The organism is Micromonospora sp. NPDC049203, from assembly GCF_043197215.1.
In the GTDB taxonomy this organism is placed as follows: domain Bacteria; phylum Actinomycetota; class Actinomycetes; order Mycobacteriales; family Micromonosporaceae; genus Micromonospora.
On record NZ_JBICSV010000004.1, the window covers coordinates 591,373 to 601,901 of the forward strand.

11 protein-coding genes are annotated in these 10,529 nt (G+C 74.2%); 6 read left to right on the forward strand and 5 right to left on the reverse strand.

The features are described 5' to 3' along the window. Nucleotides 1-407 precede the first annotated feature (407 nt). The gene (locus ACGFIA_RS15275) at nt 408-1,667 is read left to right on the forward strand and encodes an amidohydrolase (protein ID WP_357381516.1); all 1,260 of its coding nucleotides are present in this window, start codon (nt 408-410) and stop codon (nt 1,665-1,667) included. Here the strand turns inward: ACGFIA_RS15275 and ACGFIA_RS15280 are convergent. Further along, a complete protein-coding gene (locus tag ACGFIA_RS15280; RefSeq protein WP_393260415.1) occupies nt 1,624-2,628 on the reverse strand; it encodes a DUF4349 domain-containing protein in 1,005 nt (334 codons plus the stop codon). The two genes, ACGFIA_RS15275 and ACGFIA_RS15280, sit on opposite strands and share 44 nt — an antisense overlap. Before the next feature lie 124 nt (nt 2,629-2,752). Between ACGFIA_RS15280 and ACGFIA_RS15285 the strand changes: the two genes are divergently transcribed. The 4 genes from ACGFIA_RS15285 to ACGFIA_RS15300 are packed head-to-tail and all read left to right on the forward strand — an operon-like array spanning nt 2,753 to nt 6,100. Further along, the gene (locus tag ACGFIA_RS15285) at nt 2,753-3,382 is read left to right on the forward strand and encodes an MBL fold metallo-hydrolase (protein ID WP_357381520.1); all 630 of its coding nucleotides are present in this window, start codon (nt 2,753-2,755) and stop codon (nt 3,380-3,382) included. A 2-nt stretch (nt 3,383-3,384) separates the two neighbouring features. Beyond that, entirely contained in the window at nt 3,385-4,311 is a 927-nt protein-coding gene (locus tag ACGFIA_RS15290) for a hypothetical protein (protein ID WP_357473030.1), read from the forward strand. 43 nt (nt 4,312-4,354) lie between these two features. After that, nucleotides 4,355-5,095 (forward strand): hypothetical protein, encoded by a 741-nt coding sequence (locus tag ACGFIA_RS15295; RefSeq protein ID WP_357381524.1) that lies wholly within the window; start codon nt 4,355-4,357, stop codon nt 5,093-5,095. A gap of 42 nt (nt 5,096-5,137) precedes the next feature. Then, nucleotides 5,138-6,100: a GNAT family N-acetyltransferase gene (locus ACGFIA_RS15300; RefSeq protein WP_357473027.1), complete on the forward strand. Its 963-nt coding sequence runs from the start codon at nt 5,138-5,140 to the stop codon at nt 6,098-6,100. 74 nt (nt 6,101-6,174) lie between these two features. Here the strand turns inward: ACGFIA_RS15300 and ACGFIA_RS15305 are convergent, their stop codons facing one another. After that, on the reverse strand, nt 6,175-6,630 hold the full coding sequence (locus ACGFIA_RS15305; protein ID WP_354864796.1) for a gamma-glutamylcyclotransferase: 456 nt from the start codon (nt 6,628-6,630) through the stop codon (nt 6,175-6,177). A 106-nt stretch (nt 6,631-6,736) separates the two neighbouring features. On the opposite strand from ACGFIA_RS15305, the gene ACGFIA_RS15310 reads away from it, so the two are divergent. Continuing rightward, nucleotides 6,737-8,140, forward strand: coding sequence for an NAD(P)H-quinone dehydrogenase (locus ACGFIA_RS15310; protein WP_357381530.1), 1,404 nt, complete (start codon nt 6,737-6,739; stop codon nt 8,138-8,140). Here ACGFIA_RS15310 and ACGFIA_RS15315 read toward each other — a convergent pair. From ACGFIA_RS15315 to ACGFIA_RS15325, 3 genes are all read right to left on the reverse strand, one after another. Continuing rightward, nucleotides 8,118-8,819, reverse strand: coding sequence for a DUF998 domain-containing protein (locus ACGFIA_RS15315; RefSeq protein WP_357473022.1), 702 nt, complete (start codon nt 8,817-8,819; stop codon nt 8,118-8,120). The genes ACGFIA_RS15310 and ACGFIA_RS15315 overlap by 23 nt on opposite strands. A 96-nt stretch (nt 8,820-8,915) precedes the next feature. Beyond that, the gene (locus ACGFIA_RS15320; RefSeq protein WP_260037602.1) at nt 8,916-9,248 is read right to left on the reverse strand and encodes a helix-turn-helix domain-containing protein; all 333 of its coding nucleotides are present in this window, start codon (nt 9,246-9,248) and stop codon (nt 8,916-8,918) included. A 103-nt stretch (nt 9,249-9,351) separates the two neighbouring features. Next, nucleotides 9,352-9,975 (reverse strand): DedA family protein, encoded by a 624-nt coding sequence (locus tag ACGFIA_RS15325; protein WP_357473019.1) that lies wholly within the window; start codon nt 9,973-9,975, stop codon nt 9,352-9,354. Between the last annotated feature and the right edge of the window lie 554 nt (nt 9,976-10,529).

A 10,529-nucleotide genomic window follows, 5' to 3' on the forward strand; every position in this document is an offset into this window, starting at 1 on the left:
CCGGCGATCCGGGTAACCCGATCGGGTGAACGGGGACGGACAGCGTGTGCGGGCGGCTGTCGGGCGGTCGTGTCACCGTCGGGAGTCCTCCGGCAGCCGACAGTTGTCGGGCAATTGTCGGAGCGGCAGTTAATTGCCACGACTAATGCGACAATTCGGAACGGCTGACGGGTATTTGGGGGCCGCTGAAACGGTTACGCGTTGTAGGAGGTGGGGGGCGGATGACGGCGTTTGACCGCGATCTACCTGCTGTCCCGCAGATATTCGAGCCCTCCCACCAGGGCATTCGTGACGCTGCGCGGTCCGACCGCTACACGAAAGATGTTGCGCAGCGTCACCGTCGGAGGTCTAGGCTGTCTGCTGTCCGACCCGAAGATCCATCCACTTCTAGTGATCGAGAATTCGACGTGACGAGTGCGTTGACGCTGCCTTCCGGCGGCCCGCTGGCGTCGTCCCGGCCCGAGGCGCCGACCGGTTACCAGCCCCTGCCCTTCGAGCTCGACCATCTGCTCGCGCTGCGCGTACCCGGCCTCATCGAAACGCGCCGTCACCTCCACTCCCACCCGGAACTGTCCGGCGAGGAGTTCGAGACGGCCGCGCTGGTGCACCGTGAGCTGTCCCTCGCCGGTCTCAAGCCGCGCCTGCTGCCGAAGGGCAACGGCGTCATCTGCGACATCGACGGGCGCCCGGACGGGCCGGTGATCGCGCTCCGCGCCGACATCGACGCGCTGCCGCTGAGCGACCCGAAGGACGTGCCGTACCGCTCGACCGTGGAGGGCGTCTGCCACGCCTGCGGCCACGACGTGCACACGTCGGTGATGCTCGGCGTCGGCATGCTGCTGGCCCAGCTCGCCGACACCGGCCGGCTCGACGGCCGGGTCCGGCTGATCTTCCAGCCCGCCGAGGAGATCCTGCCCTGCGGCTCGCTGGAGGTCATCGAGGCCGGCGGCCTGGAGGACGTGGTGCAGATCTTCGCGCTGCACTGCGACCCGAACCTGCCGGTGGGCAAGGTCGGCCTGCGGGTCGGCCCGATCACCGCCGCCGCCGACAACGTCACCGTCAGGCTCACCGGACCCGGCGGGCACACCGCCCGCCCGCACCTGACCGTCGACCTGGTGGACGCGCTCGGCCGGCTGGTGACCGAGGTGCCGACGCTGATCAGCCGCCGGGTGCCGGCCAACAGCGGGCTGCTGCTGGTGTTCGGCCACGCCTCGGCCGGCACCCGCTACAACGTCATCCCGTCCGAGGCGTGCGCGGCCGGCACGCTGCGGGTGATGGACCGCGACACCTGGGACCGGGCGCCCGAGATCGTCGCTCAGGTGGTGCGGGACGTGCTCGCGCCCACCGGCGCCACAGTCGACCTGGAATACCTGCGCGGCCGGCCCCCCGTGACGAACGACGCCGGCGCCATCGGCGTGCTCACCGCCGCCACCGCCGCGGCGCTCGGCCCCGATGGCATCGCCGAGACGCCGCAGAGCATGGGCGGCGAGGACTTCTCCTGGTACCTGGAGCACGTGCCGGGCGCGCTCGCCCGCCTCGGCGTCGGCCGGAGCGGGCCCAACGTGGACCTGCACCGGGCCTCGTTCGACGTGGACGAGCGCGCCATCGAAGCCGGCGTACGCCTCATGGTCCAGACCGCGCTGCGGGCACTGGCGGCGGCGCGCTGACCGGACCGTCGGCCGGCCCGGCCGGGCCCGGCGGCATCGGGCCCAGGCCGGGCGGCGGCATCGCGCCCGGGCCGGGCGGCGGCGTCCGCCGGGCCCGCACCCGGCGCCGCCACAGCAGCAGCAACCACAGCGGTACGCCGATCACCACCGCGAAGGGCAGCACCGCGCCGAGCACTGTGAGCAGGACCCGGGCCGAGGCCAGGAACGCCGACCAGCCGCCGCCCAGCCCGGCCAGGAAGCCCAGGTCGGCCTCCTCGTCGGCGGTGCTGGCGTCCTGACCGAGGAACGTCACGGTGATGGTGGACAGCGCGGTCAGGTCCGCCAGCCGGCGCTTGCGGGCCTCCAGCGACGCCAGGTCCGCCTGCCGGGTGCCCACCTCGTTCTCCAGCCGGACCAGCTCGTCCACCGACGTGGCGCGGGCGAGCAGCTTGCGGGCGCTCTCCACCCGCGCCCGCTGGGTGGCGATCCGGGCGTCCAGGTCGACCACCTGCTCGGTGACGTCCTCGGTGCGGATCTCCCGGCGCTCCTGCCGGCCGAGACCGGCGAGCCGGTCGATCACCGCGGTGAACCGGTCCGCCGGCACCCGCAGCGTCAGCGCGGCCCGCGCCTCGGCGGCCCGGCTCGACCGCCGGTCGGCGCCGACGAACCCGCCGGCCGCCGTCACCGCGGTGGTCGCCTCCCGCGCGGCGGCCTCCACATCGTCCACCCGCACCTGCATGGTCCCGGTGTAGATGATGGACCGCTGGTCGACCCGCAGGTCCGCGCCGCCGGTGCCGCCGGGAGCGGCCTGGTCGCTGTCCGCGCCGCCCTCGGCGAGTTGCTCGCTCCCCGCGCCTCTGTCGGCGGCCGGCGCGGCCGAGTCGCCGCCACCGTCTCCGCCCGCGCTGCACGCGCCCACGCCCAGCGCCGCTATCAGCCCCACCGCCACCAGGGCCACGCCCCGGAGTCGCCGTCCACCCATGCCCCGTACTCCGATCCTCGACGGCCCCGCCCGCCGGGACCGATACCTCGGACGTGACGCGTGGTCGCGCCGGTTCCGGCAGACTGCGCTGAGGACATCACGATTCGATAAGCGAGGGATCACGATGCAGGTGACCAAGTACGCCCACTCCTGCCTCCGGCTGGAGCACGACGGTGCGGTGCTTGTCGTCGACCCGGGTGTCTTCAGCGATCCGGCGGCGCTGGACGGTGCGGACGCGGTGCTGATCACCCACGAACACCCGGACCATGTGGACGTCGGCGCGCTGACCCGGGCGCTGGAGCGGCGGCCGGTGCCGGTGCACGGCCCGGCCTCGCTCGCCGGGGTGCTCGGCGACGCGGCCGAGGCGCTCGTCACGGTCGAGCCGGGACAGTCGTTCACCGTCGCCGGGGTGCCGGTGCGGGCGTACGGCGGGCAGCACGCGGTCATCCACCCGGACATCCCGGTGATCCAGAACCTCGGCTACCTTTTCGCCGACGTGGTGTACCACCCGGGCGACGCGTTGTTCGTCCCCGACGACGTGCGGGTGGACACGCTTTTCGCCCCGATCCACGCGCCCTGGTCGAAGTTCTCCGAGGTGGTCGACTTCATCCGCGCGGTCGCGCCGCGCCGGGCGTACGCGCTGCACGACGGGCTACTGAACGACAACGGCCTCGGCGTGCTGGACCGGCAGTACACGGCGCTGTCCAAGACCGACTACCGCCGTCTGGAGCCGGGCACCCGGATCGACGCCTGACCATGGCCGAGGTGCCCGCGGAGGTGATCCGGCGGCTCTACGCCACCCCGCCGGACCGGTTCGTCGCGGCCCGGGACGCCGCCGTCGCGCAGGCGCGGCAGTCCGGCGACCCGCGTACCGCCCGGGAGATCGGCAGACTGCGCCGGCCGACGGTGGCGGCCTGGCTGGTCAACCTGCTGGCCATCCGCCGTCCCGAGCTGGTCGCCGACCTCACCCAGCTGGCCGGGGCGCTGCGCGCCGCGCAACGCGACCTGCGCGGCGGCAAACTGCGGGAACTGTCCGCGCAGCGCCGCGCCGTCGTGGGCGCGCTGGTGGCCGAGGTACGCCGGCTCGCCGCCGCCGAACCCGCCGCGCCACCGGCCGGGAAACTGCCGTTGGGCGAGGTGGAGGCGACACTCAACGCCGCGCTGTCGGACACCGAGGTGGCCGAGCAGGTACGCGCCGGACGCCTGCTGCGGGCCAGCCACTACGCCGGGTTCGGCGAGGTGCCCCGCCCCCAGCTGCGGCTCGTGACCGAGGGCGGGGAGACGCCTGTCGTACCGGATCGGGCGGCCGAGCGGGCCGACGCGCGCCGGGCCCGCGACGAGCGGGCGGCGCGGGCCGAACGGGCCGGGCGACGGCGGACCGCGACCCGGGAGCTGACCCGGGCCCGCGCGGACCTGGACCGGGCCGAGAAGGAGCTGGGAACCGCCGAGGCGGCCGAGCGGGACGGCGCCGCGGCGCTGGACCGGATCGAGACGGAACTGGCCGAGCTGGAGCGTCGCCGGGCCGTGGCCGAGCAGGAGCTGAGCCGGGCCCGGCTGGCCCGCCGTGGCGCGGAACGGGCGGTCACCGCGGCTCGGCGCCGGGCCGGCGAGGTGGAGGCCGTGTTGGAGGCGCTCGACGCCGAAGAGGGGGATGCCGACACCGGTGAGCACCCGGCAGACTGAGCGTGATGAATGGCTACGGTGGAGTGACGGTGACGGGCCGCCGATGACTCCGGAACAGCTCGCCGCCGCCTGCAAGCCGCTCGTGCTGGAACTCGGAGAGGCGTTCGCCCGCTGCCCGTCCACGCTGCGCCGGGCGCGGCTGCTCGGCATCTCCGGGTGGGCCTTCTACATCACCGGGCGGGCCGGAGCCCTCGGTGACGTCCGCGCCGAGACGGTGGCCGCGGCCCTCGGTTTCATCGCGCCCGAGGCGGTCACCGACGGCTGGGACGCCGCCGCGCGGACCGTCCCGCCGATCGAGGTGGCCGCCGCCAACCTGGCCGAGTGCTGCCGGTGGGGCACCGCCCGGCTCGGTGACGGCGCCGAGTCGGCGCGGCTCGCCGCGCTGCTGGGCCGGGCGGTCGACGCGGCGGACGCCAGCGGCATGCCGCTGTTCGCCGCCTGGCGGGCCATGCCGGTGCCCGAACCGTCACCCGGCGCGCGGGCGGCGGTCGGCATGCTGCTGCTGCGCGAGCACTTCGCCGGGGCGTACCTCCTGGCGGTGCGCGCGGCCGGACTGACGCCGCTGGAGGCGGTGCTGGCCGGGCCGGAGGGCGAGGCGGGCGCGGCCGCGTGCGGCTGGGCGCCCCCGTACCCGCCGGTCGGGCCGCTGGTACGGCGCCGACTGTGGGCCGAGGCGGTGACCGACCGGCTGGCCTCGGCGGCGTTCCGCGCGTTGAGCACCGCCGAGGGCGCCGAGCTGCTGGGTCTGCTCGGTGCCGCGCGGCAGCGCGCCCGCGGCGGATAAATGGGAGGCGATGCGCCCGGTCCGGCTGCCAGGATCTGGCCCGTGACGCTTCCCGCCGGCTGGTCGGCCCGCCGCCCGACCCTCGACGACGTGCCCGCGATCCTGGCGGTGGTGCACGCCGCCGACACGTTCGCCGTCGGCCACCCCGACTTCGACGACGAGGACGTGCGGTCCGCGCTGACCGCGCCGTTCGTCGACCCGGCCCGCGACTCCTGGCTGGTCACCGACCCGGACGGTACGGCGGTGGCCTGGTCGATCCTGGCCAACCCGAGCGGCGTGGGCCGGGAGTGGGTGGACGTGCTCGTCGACCCCGACCGCGGCGCCGACCTGCGTGCCCCGCTGCTGGCCCGGCTGCTGGAACGGGTCGCCGAGCGGGCCGCCGAGCGCGGCCTGCCCGCGCTGACCGCCCGCGCCGGGGTGTACGCGCCGGAGACCCGCTGGGCGGGCGAGCTGACCGAGGCCGGGTTCACCCGGCTCAAGCGCTACATCCGGATGACCCGGTCGCTGGCCGGTCTGCCCGCCGAACCGGCGCCCCCGCCCGGGGTGACCGTCCGGCCGCTGCGCGCCGGCGACGAGAGCGACCTGCGGCTGTTCCACCGCATCTATGACACCGCGTTCCGGGACACCCCGGACCACGACCCGCTCGACTTCGAGCAGTGGCGGGATCTGCTGCCGTCGTACGGCAAGGTCTGGGACGAGTGGTTCCTGGCCGAGGTCGACGGCGAGCCGGCCGGCGCGCTCCAGTCCTCCGACCAGGCGCTCGACCAGGACCGGGGGTGGGTGCGGACGCTGTCGGTGCTGCCCGCGTACCGGCGCCGGGGGGTGGGCGCGGCGCTGCTGCGCCGGGCCTTCGCGGTCTACGCGGCGAAGGGCCGCGCCGGGGCGGGGCTCGGCGTCGACCTGGCCAACCCGACCGCGCCGGTCACGCTCTACCGCTCCGTCGGGCTGGTGGAGGAACGCTGGGTCGACATGTACGAGCGGAGTGTGCCCGCCTCGCGGGTGTGACCCGGCACCCCCGTACCGGGGCCGCCGAGCGCGGCTGCGGCCGCGCGGCGCACACTGTCGGTGTGGGAGACGCGCTACGCCGACGCGGTGCCGGTGGGGCGGGACCGCAGCTCGGTGACGTAGTCGTCCGGCGCGCCCGCCTTCTCCGCGGCGTTCGCCAGCTCCGACAGGTACCACGCGGTGGGCAGTCCGCCCTCGTACCCGTCGAACACGTAGACCCACGCTGTCACGTCTCCGTCCAGCGTCGAGACGCGGACCGTCAGCTTGCGGTACGTCTCGGCGGTCACGCCCTCGATCTCGTCGAGCTGCGCGGCGTCGTACGGGTGGATGTCGTAGAGCGCCACGAACACCCGGTCACCCGGGGACTCGACCACGGTGCTGACCGAGCCCTCCCAGCCGATGACGTCCTCGCCGGCGAAGGTGAGCCGCCACCCCTCCAGCCAGCCGGTGCCCACCATCGGCGAGTGCGGGCAGTAGGCGCGCATGCGGGCGGGATCCAGGTTCGAGCCGTAAGCAGCGTAGAGACCCACGGCGACGACCATAGCCCGGCCGACGGGTGGGGGAGAATACGACAGTGCGTGTCGAACCCGGCGGGGAGAAGAAAGTCACTGTGAGTTTCGACGAAGGGACGGCTCTGTGAGCCAGATCGTGATCATCGGCGGCGGGCCGGCCGGGTACGAGGCGGCTCTGGTCGCCGCGCAGCTGGACGCCGATGTCACAGTGGTCGAGGCGGAAGGCGCCGGCGGCGCCTGTGTGCTGTCCGACTGCGTGCCCTCCAAGACGTTCATCGCCAGCTCCGAGGTGGTCACCGGCTACCGGGACACCGAGGAGTTCGGGGTGCACTCCGACGGCCTGGAGGCGGTCACCGTCGACGCCTCGGCGGTGCACGAGCGGGTCAAGCGGCTCGCCCTGGCCCAGTCCGCCGACATCCACACCAAGCTGGTGAAGGCCGGCGTCGAGTTCGTGGCCGGCACCGCCCGGCTGGGCGAGGACACGCTCGGTCACACCCACCGGGTGATCGTCACCCCGGCCGGCGGCGGTGCGGACTACTCGATCGCCGCGTCGACGGTGCTCGTCGCGACCGGCGCGACCCCCCGCCAGTTGCCCACCGCCGTACCGGACGGTGAGCGCATCCTGACCTGGCGCCAGGTGTACGACCTGCCCGAGCTGCCCGAGCACCTGATCGTGGTCGGCTCCGGCGTGACCGGCGCCGAGTTCGCCAGCGCGTACCTGGCCATGGGCGTCAAGGTCACACTCGTCTCCAGCCGGGACCGGGTAATGCCGCACGAGGACGCCGACGCCGCGATGGCGATCGAGCGGGTGTTCCGCGCCCGGGGCATGAGCATCCTGAACAACTCCCGCGCCGAGGCGGTCCGCCGGGCCGGCGACGGGGTGGAGGTGGTGCTCTCCGACGGCCGTCAGGTCACCGGTTCGCACGCGCTGATCGCTGTCGGCTCGATTCCGAACACCGCCGACCTGGGCCTGGCCGAGTACGGCGTGGAGCTGGCCCGGGGCGGTTACGTGACTGTGGACCGCGTCTCCCGTACCAATGTGCCGGGCATCTACGCGGCGGGTGACTGCACCGGGGTGCTGCCGCTCGCGAGCGTCGCTGCCATGCAGGGCCGGATCGCCATGTGGCACGCGCTGGGCGAGGCGGTCCGGCCGCTGCGGCTGCGTACCGTCGCCGCGAACGTCTTCACCGACCCGGAACTGGCCACCGTCGGCGTTTCGCAGGACGAGGTGGACGCCGGCAAGACCCCGGCCCGCCAGGTGATGCTGCCGCTGTCCGGCAACGCCCGGGCGAAGATGGACGACCTGGCCGACGGCTTCGTCAAGCTGTTCTGCCGGCCGGCGAGCGGTCAGGTGATCGGCGGCGTGGTGGTGGCGCCGAAGGCGAGCGAGCTGATCCTGCCGATCACGATGGCGGTGGAGAACAACCTCACCGTCAACGAGCTGGCCCACACCATCACCATCTACCCCAGCCTGTCCGGCTCCATCACCGAGGCCGCCCGTCAGCTCATGCTCCACGAGCTGGAGTAGCGGCCCTCGCTCGTCGATCATGCAGTTGTGGCCCCCGATCCAGCCGGTATGCCCGTTCTGTGCGGGCCGCAACTGCATGATCGCCGGTCTCGGCCGGGGTGCGGCGGGTGGCGTGCACCGCCAGGGTGGTTATGACGGCCGTCTCGGTGAGGATGAGCGCGCGCTCGATCAGGCCGAGCAGCGCGCGGTCGCCGGGATAGGCGGACCAGATCATCGCGCCGGCCAGGAGCAGGCTGGCTACGGTCAGGCCGCGCAGCCAGGCGGCGGCGTCGCTGACCGGGTGGCGGGCCAGCAGCCAGGCGGCCACCGGCAGGGCCAGGAACGACAGCACCGAGGCGTACCGGTGCACGTACGCGGCGGTGTCCATCTGCGTACCCGGCTCGTTCGTGGGCACCACGGCGGCGGCCAGCAGCCCGGCCGACCAGGCGGTCAGCAGGGCGAGCGGGGCCCGGCCCGCGCCGGAGCGGCGCAGCGCGGGCAGCAGCACGAGACTTGCCGCCGCAAGGACCGCCATCGCGGTGTCGATCACGCCGCCCCGGTCGGAGACGGCGAAGTCGCTGACGGTCAGCGACCAGGGATCCAGGTCGTCGCTCACCTCGAGGTGACCGTTCACCGCGAGTACCGCCGCCAGGACGATCCCGCCGAGGGCCAGCAGGCCGCTTCTCCGCGTTCCAGCCATACGGCCAGCCTGTCGCCGCAACCGCCCCAGACGGATCCGGGACCACCACCCACTTCGCTACCCGGGTCGTCCCCTACCGGACCCCCGAGAACCGCGTCAGGCTACGTCGAGGCGGATGTTCCCGATCCGGGCGACCACATCAAGGTGTCCGCCCAGTCCGGTCACATAGGCGCGAAGGATCTCCAGGTTGACGCTCTCGCCATTCTCGATCTGGCTGATCCGCGCCTGAGACAAGCCCGCCGCTTCCGCCAGTTGAGCCTGGGTCATACCCAGCTGCTTGCGGATCTCCGCCAGCTGCGCGCCGCTGACCGAAGCCAGCATCTTCTCTCGGAGCTGTCCCCGCCGGGCGACACGCTCGCTGTCGTCCCACGAGGGGTCGATACTTCGGGCCTTCGCCTTGACGTCGCGCCAGTTCGCCCCACCGCTCATGGCTGCTCTTCCTTCAAGTTGATCAGGTGCTCCTGGAACCGCTCGTCCGCCAACGGAAAAACCGGACTTATATGCGACGGGGGTCAACGCTCCGAACTGCGCGTCAGGTGCCGGTGGAGTCGGCGGTGGCCTCGGCGCGGGTCTGCCGGTTGTTGCTGATCCAGGTCATCGCCCACCCGGCCAGCGCGAATCCCGTCGCGGCCACCCCGCCGATCAGCAGCAGCCGCCACGCGGAGTGGGTCAGCGCCGTACCGCCCAGGTGACCGACGAGCGCGCCGTAACTGGACCAGGCGAGGGCCGCCGCCGCCTCGTACGGCAGGAACAGGCGGTACGGGTAGCGGCTGCGCCCGGCCGAGAAGCAGGCCGCCATCCGTCCGCCGGGCACGAAGCGGCAGAGCAGGATCACCAGTGGCCCCGGCTCGCGCAGCCCACGGGTGACCCGGGTGGCGGCCCGGCGTGCCCGCCCGGGTGTGGTGGCGCGTGCCGGGCGGCGGGTCGGCGTGCTGCGGCCGATCAGGTAGCAGGCCAGGTCCCCGATGAACACACCGGCCGCCCCGACCGCGATGGTCAGCGGCAGGCTGAGCCCGCCGTACACGGTCAGCGCCCCGCTGGTGATCATGACGAGCTGGGTCGGCACCACCGGGACGAAGGCGTCGACGATCAGCAGGATCAGCAGCAGCGCGTACGCCCACATGGGCGACGCGACATCAGAGATGAGTTCGGCCACGACCGCCACCTCGTCGGAGTTCTCCGTTCGACCGGACCGAGCCTGACGCCGTGTCCGGCGTCACCACCACCGGCCCTGCCGTGCGGTGACAGCCGACACCGGCGGGGCGTAGGTGTGGAACGAGGCAGCCCGCCGAGAGGTGACGGGTCACCGGCGCGTCTGGCTCGGGGCGGGGCGGCACATCATCGATACCCGGAGTACCGTTGGTGGGACGCGGCGCCGGAGTCGTCGGGTCCCCCGTTCTCGATGCCCGGGCCGCCGCGGGGGGGGGGGGGGGGGGGGGGGGGGGGGGGGGGGCGGCCCCCCCCCGCCGCGGGGGGGGGGCGGGCGCCCCCCCCCCCGGCCCGGCGGGGGGGGGGGGGCGCGGGGGGGGGGGGGGGGGGGGCGGCCCCCCGGCCCCGGCGGGGGGGGGGGCGCCCCCCCCCCCGGGGCCCGGGCGGGGCCCGCCCCCCACGGCCGGCCGGCTCGGGTGCCCCGGCCGGCTCGGGACGACCGTGGTGGGGCTCGGCGGCCGGGCCGGGCTGGAGGGAGCACACCGGCCGAAGGTCGGCCGC